This window comes from Stenotrophomonas sp. 86428_Sma (assembly GCF_056481585.1).
On the sequence record NZ_CM151156.1, the window covers coordinates 490,100 to 510,466 of the forward strand.

Below are 20,367 nucleotides of genomic sequence, written 5' to 3' on the forward strand. Positions count from 1 at the left end.
GGGAGACCGCAATGAAAGTGATGGTGATCGTGAAGGCCAACGCCGACTCCGAAGCCGGCCGCATGCCCAGCGAACAGGAACTGTCCGAAATGGGCGCCTTCAACGAGCAACTCGTGGCCGCCGGCATCATGCTGGCCGGTGAAGGCCTGCACGCCACCCAGCGCGGCAGACGCATTCACTTCGGCAGCGGCACACCCAGGGTCGAGGCCGGTCCGTTCGGTCCTGCCAGCGAACAGATCGCCGGCTTCTGGCTGTGGGAGGTGCGGTCGCTGGACGAGGCCGTTGAATGGGCCAGCCGTGCGCCGTTCAACAGTGGCGGCACGCTGGAGCTGCGTCCGCTGATTTCAGCCGAAGACTTCGGTGAAGCCTTCACCCCCGACTTACAGCAGCAGGAACAGCGTCTGCGTGCACAGCTGGAAGGTTGATCCGATCCATTTCCCCGCCGGGCATGGCCCGGCGATGCCGCCCTGAAACCCTCAACGGAGTAGTGCCATGAAACTGATTCCCTTCCTCGGCTTCAGCGGCCAGGCCCACGATGCGATGGCGTTCTACGCCAAGGCACTCGGTGGCCAGGTCACGTCGGAAATGAAGTACCGCGACATGCCACCCTCCGATGGCTCGCCGGGCTGCAACGAGATGCCGCCGGAAACCCTCGACCACGTCGCGCACAGCCAGCTGGAGATCGGCAACGCCATCCTGATGGCCGCCGATGGCCCCGGCGGTGGCGAGGGGGGCTCGACCACCATCAATGTCGACGTCGACAGCATCGAAGAAGCCGAACGCGTGTTCGCTGCACTGGCCGAGGGTGGCCAGGTGCAGATGCCGATTGCCGAAACGTTCTGGGCCCACCGCTGGGGCATGCTGATCGACTGCTACGGCAAGCCGTGGATGGTCAACTGCATGAAGCAGCCCTGATCCCCCTTTTTGTCATCCACAAGGAGCTTCACCGATGAGCGCATCACAACCGCAGATGATCTTCGTCAACCTGCCCGTGCAGGACCTGGAGAAGTCGAAGGCGTTCTTCACCGCGTTGGGCTACAGCTTCAATCCCACCTACACCAATGACGATGCGGCTGGCATGGTCATCAGCGAGAGCATCTACGTGATGCTGCTGACCCAACCTTTTTTCCAGCAGTTCACCAACAAGCCGATTGCCGATGCACACACTCACACGGAAGTGATCAATGCGCTCTCGGCCCCCAGTCGCAAGGCAGTTGACGAGTTGGTGGACAAGGCACTGGCTGCAGGTGCCAGCGAACCGCAGCCGGCGCGCGACTACGGCTTCATGTACCAGCGTGGCTTCCAGGACCTGGATGGCCATCTCTGGGAAATCGCACACATGGACGGCGAGCCGGGCTGACGGCCGCCGCAAGGGAGAACCCTCATGGCTTACGTGGATGCTTACGTGCTGCCGTGCCCACAGGACAAGGTGGCGGCCTACCGCCGCCTTGCCCGCAAGGCCGGTGCGGTGTGGAAGGACCATGGCGCGCTGCAGTACATGGAATGCGTGGCTGACGATGTGGATCCGGGCAAGAGCACCTCGTTCCCGCGGCGGTCAAGGCAAAGCCCGGCGAAACGGTGATCGTCGCCTTCGTGGTGTTCCGTTCGCGCGCGGCGCGCGACCGTATCAACGCGAAAGTGATGGCGGACCCACGGCTGGCGTCGCTGGGCCCGAAGGACATGCCGTTTGATACCAAGCGCATGTTCTGGGGCGGCTTCAAGCCGATCGTTGAAGCGTGAGCTGCGGCGCTTGTGCGGGCCCGGTGCGCGTGCTGTGATCGGCGCATGCTCGAGCCCGCACTGACGCAGCGTCTGGAAACCCTCTGGCGGATGGAGTCGCCGGTGTTGATCGCGCGCCTGGCGCGGCTGCTCGGGGGCGATGTCGGCCGCGCCGAGGAGCTGGCCCAGGACACCTGGCTGGCCGCGCTGGAGCGCTGGCCGGAGCAGGGCATCCCGGACAACCCCGGAGCCTGGCTGATGACCACTGCGCGCAACCGTGCCATTGATGTGCTGCGCCAGCACCAGCGGGTGGCGCAGCAGCATGCGCAGTGGGGCGAGGAGCTGCATCCGGCACCCTTGCCAGCACCGGACGACAGCCAGGCGCTGGAAGATGATCTGGGTGACGACCTGCTGCGGCTGATGTTCGTGGCCTGCCATCCGGTGCTGCCGGCCGACGCACGGGTGGCACTGACCCTGCGCCTGCTGGGTGGCCTGACCACTGTCGAGATCGCGCGCGCCTTCCTGCAGCCCGAGCCGACCATCGCCCAGCGCATCGTTCGCGCCAAGCGCACCTTGGCGCAGAAGCAGGTGCCCTACGAGGTCCCGCGTGCTGACGCGATGCCCGAGCGGCTGACTTCGGTGCTGGAGGCGATCTACCTGGTGTTCAACGAAGGCTATGCGGCCAGTGCCGGTGATGACTGGATGCGTCCGGCGCTGTGCGAGGAGGCATTGCGGCTCGCGCGCATCCTGGCGCACCGGCTGCCGGTGCCGCCGGTGCTGGGCCTGCTGGCGCTGATGGAGCTGCAGGCCTCGCGTTCCGCGGCACGGACCGATGCGCAGGGCGTGCCGGTACTGCTGGACCAGCAGAACCGCGCGCGCTGGGACTGGCTGCAGATTGAACGCGGGCAGCAGGTGCTGGCGCGCGCGCTGGCCGCCGGTGGCGCTGATGATCCCTATGTACTGCAGGCGCGTATCGCAGCGTGCCATGCAGCGGCGCGCCGCCCCGAGGATACCGACTGGCCGCGCATCGCAGCGCTCTATACGCAGCTGCTGCAGGTGCAGCCCTCGCCAGTTGTCGCATTGAACCGCGTGGTGGCGATACTGCGCAGCGACGGTGCCTTCGCGGCGTGGGCGCAGCTGCAGCCGTTGCTGGTGGACGCGCGACTGCGCGAGTACGCGCCGCTGCAGGTGGTGCGCGGCGAGCTACTACAGGCGCTGGGGCGCGACCTGGACGCACGTCACGCTTTTGCGGAAGCTGCCAGACTCAGCCAGAACCAGGCAGAGCGGGGCCTGCTGCGGCAACGGGCCGGCCTGCCTCCCACGGAGTGACCTCGACGAAGGCAGCACTTGTCGGCGGGCCCGCGAGCCGTTATGTTTCGCGCCCAGCGGACGCGTCAGCGTCCACTTTCCATGCGTATTGACCGAGGAGCGGTTGGATGTATTCAAGGACGAAGAGCGCATCGCGCGCTTTTGCGCGCCTGCTTGCCTGTGCCCTGTGCCTGGCCGTATGGCCGATGGCCGTGCAGGCGGCAGACAAATCACAGCAGGCCTATTGGGCAGGTTTTGCCTATACCGCTGATGCCGCTGCCGTGCAGGCGACCACGCCGCATGCGCACGCCGTGCTGGAAAAGCGTGGCTTGATCCCGCTCAACCAGACCCTGGGGCAGGGGCTCAAGCGTCGCCCGCCGGCCAATCTGGAACTGATCGACCAGCCGGTGGCGATGCTCGACGGCACCACCAGCGCCACCGTGCTGGCCGCAGCGCTGGACCGCGAGCTGGTCTCGGTCGAACCGATCGGCGACCAGTACAAGGTGCTGGTGGAAGTGGCGCTGCAGGCGCTGTTCTTCGATTTCCGCGAGCGCCAGGTGATCGCGTCCTATCCGCTTACCCTGCAGCGCATCGACGTGCAGGATTACCGGCCGGACAACGACGATATCGACGCGATCGTCGCCGATCTCCTGTATGGCAGCGCCGATACCAGCCTGTCGCAGGTGCTGGCTGCCAGCCTCGCCCAGGCCAGGCTGCCCGATGCCGCCGTGCGTCGCCTGCAGGTCGCTGGCGTAACCCTGTCCGACGCGGTCCGCGCCAAGCTGCCCGACCCGAAGTGGGAAGCCCCGCTGCGCGCCACGCTGGCCCATGAGCTGTCCAAGACGCTGTCGTCCAATACCGGCGTCGGCCTGCTGCCGCCGGCCTCGGGCCAGGCGATCGGTGGTGCGATGGCGGCGCGCTTTGCCGACGGCAAGGTCTACCAGCTGAAGATTCCCGAGCCGGACTACGTCATCAACCTGCAGGTGGATGCGCTGAAGAACGGCGTGATCGAAGAAACCCCGGCGATGAAGACGATGCTGTTCGGCGCGTTCTTCACCGCCAAGGTGACCGAGCCGTTCTCCGGCAAGGTCTATTTCGAACAGCCGCTGCGCAAGGGTGCCACCAAGGTGGTGCCGGTCACGCAGTGGCAGGTCGACCAGTGGTCGGCCAGCTACGAAACCCTGCTGGCCGGCTTCGACGCCTTCGCCGGCGCCGCCGCCAAGCGCGCCGATTCGCGCGGCTGGCTGGACGAACAGAAGCCGGGCGGCCGCCCGTTGCAGCAGCAGACCCAAGCCCTCCAGGAGTTGATCAAGTCATGTCGTTGATGCGTACCATCCTGCTCATCCTCATCGCCCTGGTGGTGGCCTCCCCGGTCGCTGCACAGACCGCCAGTTCACGCGGTACCGGTTCGGCCAGCTACGGCCTGCGCCTGAGTGCCGACACCCGCGCCCAGGCCCTGAACAAGGCCAAGGTCAATGCACTGGAGGCGTACATCGCCGAAACCGGTGCGGCCAAGCTGCGCCTGTTCGAAGCACGTCGCGCCGAGTTCATCGGCGAGATCGACCGCTACGTGCTCAGCGCCGTGCAGCTGTCGGACACCGAAGACAAGAAGGCCAAGACCTACACCGTCACCGTCCGCGCCGAGATCAACACCACACTGCTGCAGACCAAGCTGGATGCCGGCTCGGCCGTGGCCGGTGCCACCGCCGCGCAGCGCTCGCTGCTGACCTTCCTGTTCATGGCGCGCTCGCAGGACACCGTGCAGTCGTTCCAGGACAAGGAATACCGCCGCGTCGACGCCAGCAGCAGCTACAGCGAGAACACCCGTGAAGGCGACAGCTTCCGCGGCAACTCGGTCAGCACCAACGGCAGCATCAACCAGAATGGTTCGATGTCGGTCACCAGCGGTGGCAGCACCACCCAGCGCAGCGACAACATCAGCTGGAAGGTGGCCAACGCCGCCGAAGTGAACACCGCGATGACCGGCGCCTTCAGCGCCGCCGGCTACGAAGTGGTTGAAGCCGAATACGTGGAAGGCGAATCGCGCGGCCTGCTCAGCATCGAGCGTATCCGCAAGGACTTCAGCACCGGCAACGACCTGGCCCCGGCCACCCTGCGTGATACCGCCAACGGCATCCGTGCGGCCAACATCCCGTACATCGCCGTCGGCACCCTCGACGTCGGCATGCGCGACCGTGACCCGGCCAGCGGCAACACCCGCGTGTTCGTCACGGTCACCGGCAAGGTGCTGGACGTGACCGGTCGCTTCCCGCGCACCGTGTCGTCGGTGGGCCCGGTGCAGTTCTCCGGTACCGGCCCGAACGAAACCGTCGCCCGTACCAACGCGCTGCAGCTGGCGGCTGAAAAGGCTGCCCAGCAGATGATCAACGAACTGAACGTCAAGGCGGTTCGTTGATCCGCCACCCCGGTGGGTGCCGAGCTCGCTCGGCATCGCCCTGGGGTTACCGATTTCCCACGTGCCGCTTCGCGGCCGTCTCTCCCAAAAGGACACTCACATGATCCGCAATACCGCTCTTGTCGTGGCCATCGCTGCCGCCACCCTGTCGATGCCGGCCCACGCTGGCCTGGGCAAGCTGAAGGACCTGGCTGGCGCCGCTACCGGCACCTCCAGCAGCAGCGCCTCCAGCGCCGCCGCTCCGGACGAAGCCGCGCAGGAAGCGCTGGTGCGTCGTTTCGTCAGCTCGCAGTCGCACTCGCTGCAGGCCCAGACCTCGTTTGCCCGCGCCTTCGGCCTGGCCGAGCAGGTGCAGCTGCTGGAAGCAGAGCGCCAGGCGCTGTCGTCGGGTTCGGTCAGCGTCGATGCGATGAAGAAGTCGGTGTCGGTCAGTGAAGCTGCGCAGGCGGCGATCAACGAGCGCCAGGCCGCACAGCCGGAACTGAACGCTGAATCCAAGCAGCACTACGCCGAAGGCCTGGTCTCGCTGCTGTCCTCGGCGGCCGAAGCACAGAAGCTGGGCGGCGAAGCCAGCAACTTCACCGCCGGCATGAAGAACCTGGGCGCGACCCAGCTGGCCACCGTCGGCCGCAAGCTGGCCGCCGGTGCATGGGTGGCCAAGGAATCGCCGGGCTTCATCCAGGGCCTGTACGGTTCGACCAAGTCGGCCGTGACCTTCGCCAAGAAGAGCAAGGTGAAGGTGCCGTCCAACGCCGATTCGATGCTCGACACGCTCTGATCCGAGGCGAATCTCCATGCGTATGACCTACCGTTTGATCGGCCTGGGCCTGGCTGCCACGCTGCTTGCAGCCTGTGGCAAGCAGGACACCCCGGCCGCCGCGCCCGCCAAGGACAAGGCAACCAGTGCACTGGCCAGCAATGCGCCAGTGGAAGCAGCGCCCCTGCGTGGCACGCCGGATTTCGGCGGCACCACCCAGGTCGCGCGCGAAGCCGACGGCATCGGCAGCACCCCGGAACTGGCGGTGCTGGCGGCATTGCAGTCGGCGGTGGCGCAGGTCAACGGCGTACGCGTGGCCAGCCAGATGCAGAGCCTGCGTGCAGGCCTGCATGTGGATGTGGATGACGAACACGTCGGCGATATCCGCGCCGACGCGTTCACCCAGCAGATGATCGCCGGCTCGCAGGGCGCGGTGCTGGGCTATGAAATCCTGTCGCAGGATGAAGTGCGGCAGCTGGACGAGGAAACCATCGCCCGCGTGCGCGCCAGCGACGAAGGCTGGAGCTTCAAGGGCTCGGCGTCGGCCAGTGCCTCCGGCGAAGCCTCGGCCAAGAGCGGTTCGGCCTCGGCCAGCGTCAGGGAAAGCTACGACGAGAAGGTCAACGTCGATGCCAAGCGTGGCGCCAGTTCGTTCGATTCCGACGTGACCCATCGCAGCATGCGCAGCTACTGGAAGGTGCGCGTGCGCGCACAGATCGCCCAGTACCGCGCGCCGGACGAGCAGGGCAAGCCGAAGATCGTGGTTGCACTGCCGCGCACCAAGGCCGGCAGCTATGCCGTGGGCGACGGCCGCGTGGACGCGGACGAAGTGGCCGACGCGATCCGCGCACGCCTGTCCGACACGCTGACCCAGACCCAGCGCTTCATCGTGCTGGACCGCGAGTTCGGCGACGAACTGCAGGCCGAGATCGACCACATCAACAGCGGCAACGTGCGCCTGCAGGACACCGCACGGGTCGGCCAGCAGCTGGCGACCGATCTGATCCTGATCCCGACCATCGAACGCTTCGAGTACCCGCGCAGCGTGCGCAACCTGCGCATGTCCGACCGCCAGGTGACCTCGTACTCCGGTGGCGGCCGCATCACCCTGCGCCTGATCAACGCCACCACCGGCCAGGTGGTGATGTCCGACAGCTTCGACCACCAGCTGGCCTCGACCGGCCCCAGCACCCTGCCGCGCGTGGTCAACGGCCGCAACATGGCCGCGGCGATGATGGAATCGCTGTCCGGCCAGATCGGTACCACCATCGTCACCACGCTGTTCCCGGTGTCGGTGGTTTCGGTGGACGGCGACCAGGTGGTGCTGAGCCAGGGCGGTGACACCGTGCAGGCTGGCCAGCGCTGGCAGGCCGTGCGCCTGGGCGAAGAACTGAAGGACCCGCAGACCGGTCGCTCGCTGGGCCGCAGCGAACACCCGTGCTGCACCATCCGCATCGACCGCGTGGCCGCACAGACCTCCTACGGCACCATCGAAGACGGCGTTGACGCCATGCGCGGCGGCTTCCGTCCGGGCCAGATTGAACTGCGCCAGAAGCTGGGCAGCAAGCCGGCCGCTGCCGCTGCCGGCGCAACGGCCTCGGCTGCACCGGCCGCCGCCGCGCGCCCGGCGGCCAAGCCGAAGCCCAAGCCCGCTGCCGCCCCGGCCGAAGACCCGAACTGGTAACACGCCAAGGCAGCACACAGATGGGGTCAGAGCCCTTTCCCGCTGGGAAAGGGAACTGACCCCTTCTTGTTTCCGTCCGTGTCGACCAAGGTCGACACCTACCAACAGCGGCGTGCCGACCAAGGTCGACACCTACCAACAGCGGTGTGTCGACCAAGGTCGACACCTACCAACAGCGGTGTGTCGACCAAGGTCGACACCTACCAACAGCGGTGTGTCGACCAAGGTCGACACCTACCAACAGCAGCGGGAAACTGTCGAAGGCGGGGTGGGTCCGGTTGCGGGGGTGTAAGCGCCATGGATGGCGCGCCCAAGCCTCCAGGGACGGATTCACGGCGTCCCCCGCAACCGGACCTACCCCGCCTACCCTCAGGAACCCAGCTTTTGCTGTTGCTTCGGCCGTTGCCGTTGTTTCTGCGGGTGCAGGGCGCAGCCCTGCCGAACCCCTTACACTCCAGAAGGATTTCCCTGCTGGAGAGAGCAATGAAACGAGTGGTACTGGGCGTGCTGGCCCTGTCGGTGTCGAGCGCACTGATGGCGGCCACCCCGAAATTCGATGGCGCGCGGATCTCCGCCGACGTCAAGGAACTGGCCTCCGACGCCTACGAAGGCCGCTCCCCGGCCACCGCCGGCGAAGAGAAGACCATCGCCTTCCTCAGCAAGCAGTTCGCCGACGCCGGCCTGCAGCCGGGCGGCGACCTCAAGGACGGCAAGCGCCTGTGGACCCAGGCCGTGCCGCTGCGCAAGGGCGACATCGTCGGCGCACCGCAGCTGGCGCTGCACCAGGGCGGCAAGACCGTTGCGCTGGAACAGGGCAAGCAGATCGCCGTGCGCGCTGCCATGAACGGCGCCAGCAACGTCGACATCAGCAAGGCCCCGCTGGTGTTCCTCGGCTACGGCGTGAAGGCACCGGAACGCAACTGGGACGACTTCAAGGGCGTGGACCTGAAGGGCAAGATCGCCGTCGTGCTGATCAACGACCCGGACTTCGAGACCGGCCAGGGTGATTTCGACGGCAAGGGCATGACCTACTACGGCCGTTGGACCTACAAGTACGAAGAAGGCGCCCGCCAGGGGGCGCTGGGCGTGCTGATCGTGCACGAGACCGCACCGGCGTCGTACGGCTGGGCCACCGTGGCCGGTTCCAACACCAACACCATGTTCGATGTGGTGCGCGACAACCCGGCCGACAGCCACCCGCTGCTGGAAGGCTGGATCCAGCGCGACCTGGCCGTGGAGCTGTTCCGCTCGGCCGGGCAGGACTTCGAGGCGCTGAAGAAGAAGGCGCAGCAGCGCGACTTCACCCCGGTGCCGCTGACCGGCGCCAGCCTGGACGCGAAGTACGCGGTGAAGACCGAAGTGATCACCTCGCACAACGTGGCCGCACGCCTGGAAGGCAGCAGCCACCCGGACGAGACCATCGTCTACAGCGCGCACTGGGACCACATCGGCGTGGGCGAGCCCGACGCACGTGGCGACCGGATCTTCAATGGCGCTCTGGACAACGCCAGTGGCACCGCATCGCTGATCGAACTGGCCCGTGGCTTCGCCAAGGCCAAGCGCCCGCAGCGTTCGCTGCTGTTCCTGGCGGTCACCGCCGAGGAAAAGGGCCTGCTGGGTTCGGAGTACTACGCCACCCATCCGCTGTATCCGCTGGAAAAGACCGTGGCGGTGATCAACATGGATGGCATGGCGCCGTTCGGGCCGTCGCGTGATTTCGGCATCTACGGTGCCGCGCGCTTCGAGCTGCTGGACCAGCTGAAGGACGTGGCCAAGGGCTGGGATATCCGCTACACGCCGGACCCGAAGCCGGAAGCGGGCCTGTTCTTCCGCTCCGATCACTTCCCGTTCGCCAAGCGTGGCGTGCCGGCGCTGTCCTGGTCGGCCGGCCAGGACTGGGTGGACGGTGGCGTGGCCGCAGGCAAGAAGGCCTCCGAGGACTACACCGCCAAGCGCTACCACCAGCAGGGCGACGAGTGGCAGCCGGACTGGGTGTTCGCCGGTGCCGCCCGCGACCTGGAAGTGCTGTACACGCTGGGCAACCAGCTGGCCAACTCGCGCAGCTGGCCGAACTGGAGCAAGGACGAATCGTTCCGCGCCGTGCGTGACGCCAGCGCCGACCAGCGCAAGTAAGGGAATGCGCCGGGTTCGCCCGGCGCCTCCCGGGTAGTGCCGGCCGCTGGCCGGCAACCTTGTGATGCTTGTGGAGGTCATGGGGAGCCGGCCAGCGGCCGGCTCTACCAGAATGGCTTCCATCCCCGCTTTCCGGCCCTTCGTCGCAACCCGCTTGTTTGCCCGGCGGGCCGCCCTATGCTCGGCTCACCCCCTTCCTCCAAGGCGCCGCCGTGTTCGCCAGCCTCTCTCTCCTGCTTCGTCACCTGCTGGCCTGGGCTGCGGCGCTGTTCGTCGCCGGCATGGTCTGGAGCGGCATTTTCAGCGGCATGAACGACGGCCCCGGCTGGGTGTTCGGGCTGCTGGTGATGTTCCTGATGATTTCCGCGCTGGGCAGCGCGATTACCCATGTACGCCGCGTCTGGCTGGTCGCCGGCCGGCTGGATTCGACCACGCTCTCCGGCCGCCAGCGCCGCCAGGTGGAACTGCCGATGGATGCCGGCCAGGCATTCTCGGTGGTGGAAGCGGCCATCGCTGAACTGCCGCGCGTTGAAGACGTGGAAAGTTCGGCCGGCAGCCTGCAGGTGCGGGCCTACGTGCGCCGCGTGGATGCCTGGAACGGCCGCCAGCCATCGCGCTGGAACCTGCCGGCACGGCTGGCGATCAAGCGCAACAGCGTGCTGGCGACGGTCACGCCGGGGCAGGGCACCAGTACCGTCACCCTGTTGTTTGAGCCGGATGCCGGCTGGTGGGCCGACCTGCTGGCACTGGATGAGGGCAGCAACTTCGAGAACGCCGAAGCGGTCACCCGCGCGATCAGCCGCCGTGTTGCCGACCAGCGTCGCGACGAGCAGGCCGCGGCTGAGCAGACCCAGGTGGAAAAGGAGCTGTCGGTGGCCCGGTTGAACCTGCTGCACGCGCAGGTGGAACCGCACTTCCTCTACAACACGCTGGCCAACGCGCAGGTGCTGACCCGCACCGACCCGGCACGTGCCGACCAGATGCTGGGCCACCTGATCCAGTACCTGCGCAGCTCGTTGCCACAGGTGGACGAATCGCTGTCCACGCTGGGCGTGGAGCTGGAGCGCACCCGTGCCTACCTGGAGATCCTGCGTATCCGCATGGGCGCACGGCTGGGGGTGGAGGTGCAGGTACCGAACGAACTGCACGGCGTGCAGCTGCCGGCGATGGCGCTGCAGACGCTGGTGGAGAACGCGATCAAGCATGGCCTGGAACCGAAGCCCGGCGGTGGCACGATCTGGATCCTGGCGCGTGGCTTCGATGACCATGTAACGGTGACGGTGGCCGACGATGGCCTCGGCTTCGGCCAGGGCACCAGCGGTACCGGCATCGGCCTGAAGAACCTGCGCGAGCGCCTGCGCCTGACCTGCGGCGAACAGGCCGGCGTGGCGATCGTCGCCAACTTCCCCAGCGGCGTGGCCGCGACCATGACCCTGCCGCAGTCGAGCAAGGAGCGCAGCCATGCCGCTTGAGGCGCTCATTGCCGAAGACGAGGAACTGCTGCGGCAGTCGCTGGTCGAGCAGCTGGGCCGGTTGTGGCCGGACCTGAAGCTGGTGGCCGAGTGCGAGGATGGCGCCAGTGCGCTGGAACAGCTGGCCGAGAAACAGCCGGACATCGCCTTCCTCGATATCCGCATGCCCGGCATCAGTGGCATTGAAGTGGCCCGTTCGCTGTCCGAACTGAGCCCGCGCACCCAGGTGGTGTTCGTTACCGCCTACGACCAGTACGCCATCGACGCGTTCGAGCAGGGTGCGATGGACTACCTGCTGAAGCCGGTCAGCGATGAGCGCCTGCTGGCCACGCGCGAACGCATCCTGTGGCGGCTGCCATCAACGCGCCAGGACGATGCCGTACTCGAACGCCTGCTTCAGCGCCTGGGGCCGACGCAGAAGGCGGCAGAGCGCCCGCCCTTGGCCTGGATCACCGCCAGCAACGGCCGCGAGACGCAGCTGATCATGCTGGAAGACGTGGCCTATTTCCGTGCTGACAACAAGTACACCACCGTGATGACCGCGGCCGGTGAGAGCCTGCTGCGCACACCGTTGCGCGAGCTGCTGGAGGTGCTCGATCCGCAGCACTTCCGCCAGATCCATCGCTCGACCATCGTCAACATGAAGGCGGTGGCAGCGGTCAGCCGCGACGATACCGGGCGCGGGGTGCTGCGCCTGCGTGGGCGTACGGAGACGCTGGTGGTCAGCCAACCCTTCATGAGCCTGTTCCGCGGCATGTAGCCGCACCCTGGAGGCACCATGCGCCTGTTCCTGTTTGCCTGCGTTGCTGCGCTGTCATTGGCCGGCTGCGAGAAGTCCAGCGAAACCTCGATCACCCGTACCAATGCCAACGGCGTGGACACGCTGTACAGCAAACGCACCGTGGTCGATGGCGAGGCACGGTTCCAGTGCATCGCCAGCAGCAGTGGCCACTGCCACTACGTGGTGCTGGACCCTGCATGCAGCAGCGGGGCCGCGTGTGCCGCGCCGCCGTTGCGTCGGTTCGCGGTGGCGGTGGGAAAGACCGAGGCGATGCGTGACCTGCCCAGGGGCTTCCACCAATGCGTCAGCCAGGACCCGATAGAACAATGCCACCGTGAGTGATCACGGTGGCATTGTGGGTCCCCCTGCTTCCCTGAAGGGTCAGTAGGCAGGTTGCAGTGTCAGGTCGTGGTGGTGCTCGTTCTCACCCACATGGTTCAGGCGGCCGACCAGTTCTGAGTGCTGCTTCATGCGCCCGATCTCGGTCATGATGCGGATGTCCTCATGGCGCAGCTCGCGCTTGGCGGTGACGGCCTGCTTGTAGTCCAGCACTTCCGGGTAGTGCTCGGCCAGGTCCAGTGCCTCGGCCACGTTCTCGACGCTGTCGGCCTTGGAGCTGATGCGGGCGCGGCTGTTGAAGGCCTTCATCCAACGCTCGAAACCGGCGGTGCGGTCGAACATGTTGGCCATGAACCAGATCACGAACAGGATCGAGATCCATGAGCCGAACACCACGACCACGCGGGTGAAGGTGATGTGGTAATCGTCGCGCCACAGGTAGTTGGTGATCAGCCCGAGGATCAGCAGCGAGGCCGCCTGCCAGCCGACGATCGAGGCGATCAGCCATTGGCACTTGGCCTGGGCCAGCACAGCCACTTCATCGCGGATCTGCTGCTCGCTCAGATTGCGCCAGTGCGCGACCTGTTTGTCGAACGGGCTGCTGTAGAGCTCGTTGTCGCGAAGCAGTAGTCCCAAACCCTTGAACAAAGCAATCATGGCTGGCTCCTTGTGGAACGTGCGTCGATCAGCGTTGGACGGTGTGGCGGGTTCAGTTCTAGCACTTCCAGCGAGCCGTGCAATGGGCGCAATGCCTAGCGGCGTAAGGGTTTTGTCTGAATGGGTGAATGTTGCTGCATCGCAACATCATGGTCGCAGCCTGCGACAGGATGTCGCAGGGTGAAACGTGCTGCGGCTGCACATGAAACCGTGGCTGAGCGCGGAGGCTCGCCGTCGGCGTCGTGATCGCCCAGAATCGGGGCCGACCGCGCAACCTGCGGCCGCTCTTCCGCCTTTCCTGGACCTGTGATGCCGGCTCTGCTGCAGCGACTTTCCCGCCCCGTCACCGCGCCTATCCGGCGCTGGGTACTGGAGGCCTTCCCGCGTGGCCAGAGCGGCATCGATTACGACCACCCGCTGGGAGACCCGGGCTGGTTCGGCCCGGACAGCGTCACCTGGCGGCTGCACGCCGAGTTCCCCTCGATGCTGGCCGGAGGCCTGTGTGCGCTGATGCTGCAGACCTTGCACCCGCGGGCGCTGGCCGGCGTCTACGACCACTCCAATTTCCGCCAGGACCTGGTGGGACGCCTGCGCCGCACCACCGCCTTCGTTGCCGGCACCAGCTATGCGCCCAGCGGCGAGGTGGAGGCGCTGGTGGCCAAGGTACGCCGCATCCATGTGCAGATCCGCGGCCAGACCGCGCAGGGGGAGCCCTATGCGGCGGACGATCCGCAGCTGCTGACGTGGGTGCACGTGACCGAGGCGTTTGGCTTCCTGCAAGGCTTCCGCCGCTACGGGCGCGAGGTGCCGGCGCACATCGCCGATCGCTACTACGACGAGTACCGCTGCGTGGCCGAGGCACTGGGTGCGGTGGATGTGCCGCGCAGTGAAGCGGAAGTGGCCGCGTACTTCTGCGCGCGGCAGCCGGAACTGCGCGTCGACGAACGCTCGCGCGAAGTGCTGGAGGTGTTGTCCGGCGTGCGCCTGCCGGTACCGGTGCCGGGTCTGTCGCGCGAAGTGTTCCTCGGCGCCGGTGCGGCGCTGCTGCCGGACTGGGCCGAAGGCATGCTGGAACGCAATGCGCGCCAGCGCGCACAAGCTGCAGCGTCGGCGAAGCTGATGCAGGGCATGGCGCCGCTGTTCCGCCGCGCGCTGCCCGATGGCCTGGCCAGCCGCGCCTGCACGCGCATGGGCGTGCCGGTGGCGGTGTTGCGCGAGTGGCCCGAACTGCTCCGGTAGGTGCCCACCTTGGTTGGCACGCATTTCGCGCGGTGCCGCAGAAGCGCCAACCAAGGTTGGCATCTACCAGAGCGGATTCCGCAGTAGGTGGATCTACTGACACCATGGTTCTGGTAGCTGCCGACCTTGGTCGGCACGCATTTCGCGCGGTGCCGCAGAAGCGCCAACCAAGGTTGGCCTCTACCAGAGCGGATTCCGCAGTAGATCCACGCCATGCGTGGATGGGCGTTACCCGGCCGACTTCAACCCACGCAACAGCATCTCCAGCGCCGCCGTCGCCTGCCGCAGGCGCGCGTCGCCATCCTCGCCCTCGGCGATCCAGAACGCGGCCTCGGCCAGGCTGCCGTAGATCAGCGACGCCAGCGCCTGCGCATCCACCGCTGCCACCACGCCCTGCGCCACCAGATGTTCGATCAGGTGCTGCATCGAGTGCACGCAGTGGCGCTGCGATTCCGGTGAGGCGCCACCCAGTACTGCGCGCGCATCGCGCAGCACGATGCGCTGGATCTCCGGCTCCAGTGCCATCTCCAGATAGGCGCGGCAACGCTGCACGAAGCCGTCCCAGGCATCATCCGCGCCATCGCTGATCGCCTGCAGGCGCAGGTCGGTCTCGGCATCGAGCTGGGCGACGACAGCCGCCAGCAGACCCTTCTTGTCGCCGAAGTGGTGGTACAGCGCGCCGCGGGTCAGCCCGGCCTGGGCGGTCAGGTCGTCCATCGAGGTGGCGGCATAGCCATGCGCGCTGAACACCCGGCGGGCGGTGGCCAGCAGGGTGGCGCGGGTTTCTTCCATCTCGGCGCGGGTGCGACGAACCATCCGGAGCTCCTTACATACACAGTGCATGATTATTTACATACGGTTCGTATGAATGTAGCCTCTTATTCATACGCTCTGTATGTATTGTCGTGGCGCCCGGTGCGCCAGGCAAGTCACTGCCCTGGAGAACCTGATGGCCACCCCCTATCGCGACCTGTTCGCTGCCCCCGGCACCGCCGGCCTCGCTCTGGCCGGGCTGCTGGCACGCCTTCCTCTACCGATGACCGGTATCGGCATCATCACCCTGCTGTCCCAGCTGCGCGGCAGCTATGCACTGGCCGGTGCGGTGTCGGCCACCTTCGTGCTGACCTACGCGCTGCTGTCGCCGCAGGTATCGCGCTGGGTCGACCGGCGCGGGCAGGGCAGGGTGCTGCCGTGGGCCACCGCGGCCAGTGCGGCCGGGTTGCTGTTGCTGCTTGCGTGCACGCTGCTGGCCGCGCCGGACTGGACGCTGTTCATTGCGGCGATGCTGGCCGGCTGCATGCCCAGCATGTCGGCGATGGTGCGCGCGCGCTGGACCGCGATCCATCGCGGGCGCCCGCAGCTGCAGACCGCGTATTCGCTGGAGACCGTGTTCGACGAGGTGACCTTCATCGCCGGGCCACCGTTGTCCGTCGGGTTGTCGGTGGCGGTATGGCCGCAGGCCGGCGTGCTGGCCGCCGCCCTGCTGCTGGTGCTCGGGGTGACCGCACTGGTTCTGCAACGCGGTACCGAACCACCGCTGCAGCACTGCGAAGGCGCAACACCCTCGCGCTCGCTGCTGCGGCAAGCGGAGATCCGCATGCTGGCGTTGCTGATGCTGGCGATGGGTGTGATTGTCGGTACCGTCGACATCACCAGCGTGGCCTTCGCCGAACAGCGCGGGCAGTCACTGGCTGCCAGTTGGGTGCTGTCGGCCTATGCGCTGGGCAGCTGCGCGGCGGGCCTGCTGTTTGGTGCGCTGAAGCTGCAGATCCCGTTGCCGCGCCTGTTGCTGACCGGAGCAGCGGCCACTGCATTGGCCACGCTACCGCTGCTGTGGGTCGGCAGCCTGCCTGCCCTGGCCGTTGCCGTGTTGCTGGCCGGGGTGTTTTTCGCGCCGACGATGATCGTGGCGATGTCGCTGGTCGAACAGTACGTGCCCGAATCGCGCCTGACCGAAGGCATGACCTGGTTGCTGGCCGGATTGAACATCGGCGTGGCGCTGGGCGCGGCGCTGTCTGGGCGGAGTGTCGATGCGGGGGGCGTGCGCAGCGGCTTTGTTGTTGCGCTGGTGGCAGGCGGTGGCGTGCTGCTGTTCGCCGTGCTCGCGCACCGTGCACTGCGCCCGTCTGCCTCGACCACATCCCCTGAAGGAATCGTCCCGTGAGCGCTTCATCGCCTGCGCACGCCGCGCCTGTGCCTCGTCATCCGTGGTGGGCGGTTTCCGCCGTCGGCCTCGCCACGTTCTCGGTGGTCACCACCGAAATGCTGCCGGTCGGCCTGCTGACCCCGATCGCCGAAGATCTCGGCGCGTCCACCGGCACCGCCGGCCTGATGATCTCGCTGCCGGCCCTGCTGGCGGCAGTGTTCGCACCGCTGGTGGTGATCGCAGCCGGTGGCATCGATCGCCGTCGCATCCTGTGCGCGCTGCTTGCGCTTCTGCTGGTCGCCAACCTCGCGTCGGCGCTGGCACCGGGCATCGGCTGGCTGTTGGCCGCACGGGTGCTGGTGGGGTTCTGCATGGGCGGCATCTGGGCCATCGCCGGCGGTCTGGCCGCGCGCCTGGTGCCGGCTGACCGCATCGGCCTGGCTACCTCGATCATCTTCGGCGGCGTGGCCGCAGCGTCGGTGCTGGGTGTTCCGTTGGGCGCGCTGATCGGGGATGCATTGGGTTGGCGCAGCGCCTTTGCGGCGATGGCGTTGTTCAGTGCGGCGGTGATGCTGCTGCATCTGCGGGTGGTTCCTGCGTTACCTGTAAGTACATCGGTGCGGCTGCGGCAGTTCGTGCAGCAGCTTGGCCAGCGTGACCTGCGGCATGGCCTGTGGCTGACCGTGCTGCTGGTGTCCGGGCACTTCATCGCCTTCACCTACGTGCGGCCGCTGCTGACGTCCGTCTCGGGCGTGGAGGCGTCCTGGATCGGTGCACTGCTGTTTGCCTACGGCTTGGCCGGCATCGCCGGCAACTTCATCGCCGGGCCGCTGGCAGCACGCCATCCGCGCGGTACGTTGCTGGCGATCGCATCGGGCCTGCTGCTGACGCCGCTGCTGTTGCTGTGGCTGGGGGGCACGCCGAGCGGTGGCATTGCGGTGCTGCTGCTATGGGGCCTGGCCTATGGCGGCGTATCGGTGGGCCTGATGAGCTGGATGATGAAAGCGGTGCCGCAGGCCGTGGAGATCGCCACCGCCCTGTATGTAGGCGTGTTCAACATCGGTATCGCGCTCGGGGCGTGGGGCGGGGGACGGCTGCTGGATGGTGTCGGGCCATACGCCACGCTTTGGGCTGCTGCGGTGTTGGCTGCGAGCGCTCTGCTGATGGTTGCCACCACCCGCAGGTAGATCCACGCCATGCGTGGATTCCTGCCCCGTGCCAACCAAGGTTGGCACCCACCAGAGCGGGGCATTTGCCGACCAAGGTTTGCACCCACCAGAGCGGGGCATGTGCCAACCAAGGTTGGCACCCACCAGAGCGAGGCATGTGCCAACCAAGGTCGGCACCCACCAGAGCGGGGCATGTGCCGACCAGGGTTGGCAGCTACTGGGAAATGAAACGGGCGCCTTGCGGCGCCCGTTCCGGTTACATCACCACACCTTGACCCGCTTGTCCGGGGCCAGGTACAGCTTCTGGCCTTCCTTCACTTCGAACGCCGGGTACCAGGCGTCGATGTTGCGCACGGTGAGTGCGCGGAACTGGCCCGGTGCATGCACATCGGTCAGCAGCGAGTTGCGCAGCGCCTGCTCGCGGCTCTTGCTGCGCCACGCCTGGGCGAAGCCGAGGAAGAAGCGCTGGTCGGGGGTGAAGCCTTCCAGGGTCTGGCCCGGCTTGCCCTGCAGCGACAGCTGGTAGGCATCGTAGGCGGTACCCAGGCCAGCCACGTCGGCGATGTTCTCGCCCAGGGTCAGCTTGCCGTTCACATGCACGCCCGGGAACGGCTCGTAGCTGCTGAACTGTGCGGCCAGCGCATCACCAGCCGCGTTGAACTGCTTCAGGTCTTCAGCGGTCCACCAGTTGTGCAGCTTGCCGGTCTCGTCGAAGAGCGCACCGGCGTTGTCGAAGCCGTGGCTGATCTCGTGGCCGATCACTGCGCCGATGGCGCCGTAGTTCACCGCGTCGTCGGCAGCACCGTCGAAGAACGGCGGCTGCAGGATCGCGGCCGGGAACACCAGGCGGTTCTCCAGCGGCACGTTCATCGCGTTGATGGTCTGCGGCAGCATCGCCCACTCGCTGTGGTCGACCGCCTTGCCCAGCTTGGCGATGTTGCGCTGGTACTCGAACAGTTCGGCGCGCTGCGCATTGCCCAGCGCGTCATCACGGCGGATCTCCAGGCCGGTGTAATCACGCCACTTTTCGGGGTAACCCATGCCCACGGTCAGGCCGGCCACCTTGGCCTTGGCGCTGGCCTTGGTCTGCGGCGACATCCACGCGAGCGCGTCGATGCGCTTGGCGAAGGCGGCGATGATGTTCTTCGCCATCTCGTCCGCGCGTTCCTTGGTCTTGGCGTCGAAGTGCTTCTCGACGTAACGCTTGCCGATCGCTTCGCCGATGGCATGGTTGGCGTCGTCCACTGCACGCTTCCAGCGGTCGCTCTGCTGCGGCGTGCCGCTCAGCGTGGTGCCGTGGAAGGCGAAGCGGGCATCGGCGAATTTCTTCGGCAGGTAGGCAGCGGCGCGGTCCAGCGCGTGGAAGGCCAGGTAATCCTTCCAGACATCCAGCGGCTCGGTGGCGACCAGCTTGGACAGGCCGGCCACGGCCTTGGGCTGCCAGACGATGAAGTCCTGCTGCTTGCCCAGCGCGGCCGCGTCGAGGAAGGCGTTCCAGTCCATGCCCGGCGCCTTGGCATTGAAGTCGGCCTGGGTCCAGGGATTGGCACCCTTGGTCACATCATTGGTTTCTTCCTGGGTGGCGTGCGCCTGCGCGATCTTCGTCTCCAGCGCGAGGATGCGCTGCGCCTTGCCTGCCGGATCGGCGACACCGGCCAGCTGCAGCATCTGTGCGATGTAGGCCTGGTACTGCTTGCGCAGCTCGGCCATGCGGCCGCCGCCCAGGTAGAAGTCACGGTCGGGCATGCCCAGGCCGCCCTGCACCAGGTAGGGCGCGTTGCGGTCCGGCTGCAGCAGGTCCACCGACACCCACAGGCCGAACAGGCGGTCGGTGTAGAAGTTGGTCGCATTGAGCAGGTCGACGTCGGCACGCACGTCGCCGCCCAGGGCACGGGCCAGCCCGGCCTTGTCGGCGATCGCATCGATGGCCTTCAGCTGCGGCTGCACCGGCGCGATGCCGTGCTGCTCGATGCCGGCTTCGTCCATGTAGGCGGCGTAGTAGTCGCCGATCAGCTTGTCATCACCGCTGGCCTGGGTGTTGCCGGCGGCGCCTTCGAGAATGGCGCGGGTGTCGGCCAGGGTCTTCTCGGCGATGACGTTGAAGCTGCCGAAACGCGAACGATCGGCCGGGATCTCGGTGTTCTTCACCCAGGTGCCGTTGGCGAAGCCGAAGAAATCATCGCCGGCGTTGATGCTGCGGTCCATGCCGCTGGCATCGAAGCCGAAGCTGCCCAGCATCGGCTTGGCGGCCGCAGGTGCGGCATCGGCAGGCGCGGCGGTGCCGGCAGCCGGATCGGCCGGGCGGTCGCAGGCGGCCAGGGACAGGCTGGCAACGATGGCCAGTGCCAGGGTGGGACGGCGCAGCTTGGACATGGACTTCTCTTGCAGCGGAAAACCCCAAGTCTAATCCGCTCCGCCCCGGCTGGCCCTCCCGTAGTGCCGCCCGCCCTGTGCGGGATCTGGCTGAACGCGCGGAAGCGATCTTCACGCCGTCACCGGTGTGGTGCATGCTGGCCTCAGGAGCCCTGCGCGGACACGGGGAGGTGG

18 protein-coding genes and 1 pseudogene are annotated in these 20,367 nt (G+C 67.0%); 16 read left to right on the top strand and 3 right to left on the bottom strand.

Features of this window, described 5'->3' with window-relative positions; translation table 11 throughout:
* The first annotated feature begins 11 nt into the window (after positions 1 to 11).
* The 13 genes and pseudogenes from ACZK3J_RS02180 to ACZK3J_RS02240 all read left to right on the top strand — a co-directional run bounded on the left by ACZK3J_RS02180 (position 12) and on the right by ACZK3J_RS02240 (position 12,612).
* Entirely contained in the window at positions 12 to 425 is a 414-nt protein-coding gene (locus ACZK3J_RS02180; RefSeq protein WP_478476366.1) for a YciI family protein, read from the top strand.
* 67 nt (positions 426 to 492) lie between these two features.
* A complete protein-coding gene (locus ACZK3J_RS02185) occupies positions 493 to 915 on the top strand; it encodes a VOC family protein (RefSeq protein WP_423167092.1) in 423 nt (140 codons plus the stop codon).
* 34 nt (positions 916 to 949) lie between these two features.
* The gene (locus ACZK3J_RS02190; RefSeq protein WP_049418164.1) at positions 950 to 1,360 is read left to right on the top strand and encodes a VOC family protein; all 411 of its coding nucleotides are present in this window, start codon (positions 950 to 952) and stop codon (positions 1,358 to 1,360) included.
* Positions 1,361 to 1,384: 24 nt separating this feature from the next.
* A pseudogene (locus ACZK3J_RS02195) lies at positions 1,385 to 1,740 on the top strand (DUF1428 domain-containing protein).
* A 45-nt stretch (positions 1,741 to 1,785) separates the two neighbouring features.
* Positions 1,786 to 3,048 carry an RNA polymerase sigma factor gene (locus ACZK3J_RS02200; RefSeq protein ID WP_478476367.1) on the top strand — a complete coding sequence of 421 codons (1,263 nt, stop codon included), beginning with the start codon at positions 1,786 to 1,788 and terminating at the stop codon, positions 3,046 to 3,048.
* 107 nt (positions 3,049 to 3,155) lie between these two features.
* Positions 3,156 to 4,352, top strand: coding sequence for a hypothetical protein (locus tag ACZK3J_RS02205; RefSeq protein ID WP_478476368.1), 1,197 nt, complete (start codon positions 3,156 to 3,158; stop codon positions 4,350 to 4,352).
* Positions 4,343 to 5,443 carry a hypothetical protein gene (locus tag ACZK3J_RS02210; protein WP_019337987.1) on the top strand — a complete coding sequence of 367 codons (1,101 nt, stop codon included), beginning with the start codon at positions 4,343 to 4,345 and terminating at the stop codon, positions 5,441 to 5,443. The genes ACZK3J_RS02205 and ACZK3J_RS02210 overlap by 10 nt, the downstream gene beginning before the upstream one ends.
* Positions 5,444 to 5,543: 100 nt before the next feature.
* Entirely contained in the window at positions 5,544 to 6,221 is a 678-nt protein-coding gene (locus ACZK3J_RS02215; RefSeq protein ID WP_049398327.1) for a hypothetical protein, read from the top strand.
* Positions 6,222 to 6,237: 16 nt separating this feature from the next.
* A complete protein-coding gene (locus tag ACZK3J_RS02220) occupies positions 6,238 to 7,884 on the top strand; it encodes a CsgG/HfaB family protein (RefSeq protein ID WP_032128766.1) in 1,647 nt (548 codons plus the stop codon).
* Positions 7,885 to 8,367: 483 nt separating this feature from the next.
* Complete coding sequence (locus ACZK3J_RS02225) at positions 8,368 to 10,017, top strand: M28 family metallopeptidase (protein WP_125892416.1); 1,650 nt, start codon at positions 8,368 to 8,370, stop codon at positions 10,015 to 10,017.
* A gap of 212 nt (positions 10,018 to 10,229) precedes the next feature.
* Positions 10,230 to 11,489, top strand: coding sequence for a sensor histidine kinase (locus tag ACZK3J_RS02230; RefSeq protein WP_049398329.1), 1,260 nt, complete (start codon positions 10,230 to 10,232; stop codon positions 11,487 to 11,489).
* Positions 11,479 to 12,249, top strand: coding sequence for a LytR/AlgR family response regulator transcription factor (locus tag ACZK3J_RS02235; RefSeq protein WP_478476369.1), 771 nt, complete (start codon positions 11,479 to 11,481; stop codon positions 12,247 to 12,249). The genes ACZK3J_RS02230 and ACZK3J_RS02235 overlap by 11 nt, the downstream gene beginning before the upstream one ends.
* Before the next feature lie 18 nt (positions 12,250 to 12,267).
* Positions 12,268 to 12,612, top strand: coding sequence for a hypothetical protein (locus ACZK3J_RS02240; RefSeq protein ID WP_478476370.1), 345 nt, complete (start codon positions 12,268 to 12,270; stop codon positions 12,610 to 12,612).
* 39 nt (positions 12,613 to 12,651) lie between these two features.
* Here the strand turns inward: ACZK3J_RS02240 and ACZK3J_RS02245 are convergent, their stop codons facing one another.
* Positions 12,652 to 13,266 (bottom strand): hypothetical protein, encoded by a 615-nt coding sequence (locus ACZK3J_RS02245; RefSeq protein WP_478476371.1) that lies wholly within the window; start codon positions 13,264 to 13,266, stop codon positions 12,652 to 12,654.
* Between the two features lie 309 nt (positions 13,267 to 13,575).
* Between ACZK3J_RS02245 and ACZK3J_RS02250 the strand changes: the two genes are divergently transcribed.
* On the top strand, positions 13,576 to 14,505 hold the full coding sequence (locus ACZK3J_RS02250; protein WP_049398330.1) for an oxygenase MpaB family protein: 930 nt from the start codon (positions 13,576 to 13,578) through the stop codon (positions 14,503 to 14,505).
* A gap of 228 nt (positions 14,506 to 14,733) precedes the next feature.
* On the opposite strand, the gene ACZK3J_RS02255 is transcribed toward ACZK3J_RS02250, so the two are convergent.
* Complete coding sequence (locus ACZK3J_RS02255; RefSeq protein WP_134952257.1) at positions 14,734 to 15,321, bottom strand: TetR/AcrR family transcriptional regulator; 588 nt, start codon at positions 15,319 to 15,321, stop codon at positions 14,734 to 14,736.
* Between the two features lie 133 nt (positions 15,322 to 15,454).
* Here ACZK3J_RS02255 and ACZK3J_RS02260 point away from each other — a divergent pair, with 133 nt between their 5' ends.
* Positions 15,455 to 16,669 carry an MFS transporter gene (locus ACZK3J_RS02260; protein ID WP_478476372.1) on the top strand — a complete coding sequence of 405 codons (1,215 nt, stop codon included), beginning with the start codon at positions 15,455 to 15,457 and terminating at the stop codon, positions 16,667 to 16,669.
* Positions 16,666 to 17,838, top strand: a complete 1,173-nt coding sequence (locus ACZK3J_RS02265) for an MFS transporter (protein ID WP_134952064.1) — start codon at positions 16,666 to 16,668, stop codon at positions 17,836 to 17,838. The genes ACZK3J_RS02260 and ACZK3J_RS02265 overlap by 4 nt, the downstream gene beginning before the upstream one ends.
* A gap of 243 nt (positions 17,839 to 18,081) precedes the next feature.
* Here ACZK3J_RS02265 and ACZK3J_RS02270 read toward each other — a convergent pair whose 3' ends face one another.
* Positions 18,082 to 20,193 (bottom strand): M13 family metallopeptidase, encoded by a 2,112-nt coding sequence (locus tag ACZK3J_RS02270; RefSeq protein WP_032128756.1) that lies wholly within the window; start codon positions 20,191 to 20,193, stop codon positions 18,082 to 18,084.
* Between the last annotated feature and the right edge of the window lie 174 nt (positions 20,194 to 20,367).

Bases quoted from the DNA above. Each gene is read 5' to 3' on its own strand.
- ACZK3J_RS02235 (WP_478476369.1), top strand. From the start codon at position 11,479: ATGCCGCTTGAGGCGCTCATTGCCGAAGACGAGGAACTGCTGCGGCAG.
- ACZK3J_RS02250 (WP_049398330.1), top strand. From the start codon at position 13,576: ATGCCGGCTCTGCTGCAGCGACTTTCCCGCCCCGTCACCGCGCCTATC.
- ACZK3J_RS02260 (WP_478476372.1), top strand. From the start codon at position 15,455: ATGGCCACCCCCTATCGCGACCTGTTCGCTGCCCCCGGCACCGCCGGC.
- ACZK3J_RS02225 (WP_125892416.1), top strand. From the start codon at position 8,368: ATGAAACGAGTGGTACTGGGCGTGCTGGCCCTGTCGGTGTCGAGCGCA.
- ACZK3J_RS02215 (WP_049398327.1), top strand. From the start codon at position 5,544: ATGATCCGCAATACCGCTCTTGTCGTGGCCATCGCTGCCGCCACCCTG.
- ACZK3J_RS02180 (WP_478476366.1), top strand. From the start codon at position 12: ATGAAAGTGATGGTGATCGTGAAGGCCAACGCCGACTCCGAAGCCGGC.
- ACZK3J_RS02240 (WP_478476370.1), top strand. From the start codon at position 12,268: ATGCGCCTGTTCCTGTTTGCCTGCGTTGCTGCGCTGTCATTGGCCGGC.
- ACZK3J_RS02190 (WP_049418164.1), top strand. From the start codon at position 950: ATGAGCGCATCACAACCGCAGATGATCTTCGTCAACCTGCCCGTGCAG.
- ACZK3J_RS02220 (WP_032128766.1), top strand. From the start codon at position 6,238: ATGCGTATGACCTACCGTTTGATCGGCCTGGGCCTGGCTGCCACGCTG.
- ACZK3J_RS02245 (WP_478476371.1), bottom strand. From the start codon at position 13,266: ATGATTGCTTTGTTCAAGGGTTTGGGACTACTGCTTCGCGACAACGAG.
- ACZK3J_RS02255 (WP_134952257.1), bottom strand. From the start codon at position 15,321: ATGGTTCGTCGCACCCGCGCCGAGATGGAAGAAACCCGCGCCACCCTG.
- ACZK3J_RS02270 (WP_032128756.1), bottom strand. From the start codon at position 20,193: ATGTCCAAGCTGCGCCGTCCCACCCTGGCACTGGCCATCGTTGCCAGC.
- ACZK3J_RS02210 (WP_019337987.1), top strand. From the start codon at position 4,343: ATGTCGTTGATGCGTACCATCCTGCTCATCCTCATCGCCCTGGTGGTG.
- ACZK3J_RS02200 (WP_478476367.1), top strand. From the start codon at position 1,786: ATGCTCGAGCCCGCACTGACGCAGCGTCTGGAAACCCTCTGGCGGATG.
- ACZK3J_RS02205 (WP_478476368.1), top strand. From the start codon at position 3,156: ATGTATTCAAGGACGAAGAGCGCATCGCGCGCTTTTGCGCGCCTGCTT.
- ACZK3J_RS02185 (WP_423167092.1), top strand. From the start codon at position 493: ATGAAACTGATTCCCTTCCTCGGCTTCAGCGGCCAGGCCCACGATGCG.